This window comes from Metapseudomonas phytobenefica, assembly GCF_043392685.1.
Lineage (GTDB): Bacteria > Pseudomonadota > Gammaproteobacteria > Pseudomonadales > Pseudomonadaceae > Metapseudomonas.
Map to the genome: position 1 here is coordinate 1 of NZ_JBHZGM010000099.1, position 557 is coordinate 557.

A 557-nucleotide genomic window follows, 5' to 3' on the forward strand; every position below is an offset into this window, starting at 1 on the left:
CAGGCACGCAAGCGCAATCCAGACCTGCCAACGCACTGGGAGGTGCGCGAGGTAAGTTACGAAGTCGGGAGCAAGGTAAAAACCGTGCTGACCTCGCTGCCGGCGGATCGCTATAGCGCCAAAGCCGTCGCGACGCTGTACCAGGAGCGCTGGGAGATCGAACTGGGCTTCCGGGATATCAAAAGCTCCCTGCAGCAGAATGCGATGACCCTGCGCAGCAAGGTCAAGGAGTTGGTCTACCAAGAGGTCTGGGGGTTGTTGCTGGCCTACAACATCATCCGCCGCGAGGCGAGCCAGGCCGCGGTGGCCTTTGGCCGCTCGCCCCGCGACATCCGCTTCAAGCCGGCAGCCCACTACATCGCTGTGCAATTGATCGTGATGGCAGCGGCCAACCCGATTTCGGCAACAGGCAGGCGCCTATCGGAATTGAGGGCCGGAGTCGGAGGGTTGTTTCTGGATCACCGTCCAAGGCCCTCGAGACCAAGGACGGTGAAGATCTCCAAGTCCCGCTATCCGGTAGATCGCAAGGCTGCTCCTCTAAAGTGAACAGCATTACG

Annotated in this window: 1 protein-coding gene; it reads left to right on the plus strand. The window is 60.7% G+C overall.

The features are described from left to right. Positions 1–546: transposase (locus ACFW0B_RS25925; RefSeq protein ID WP_449151815.1), on the plus strand; the 546-nt coding region annotated here is incomplete at its 5' end. Between the last annotated feature and the right edge of the window lie 11 nt (positions 547–557).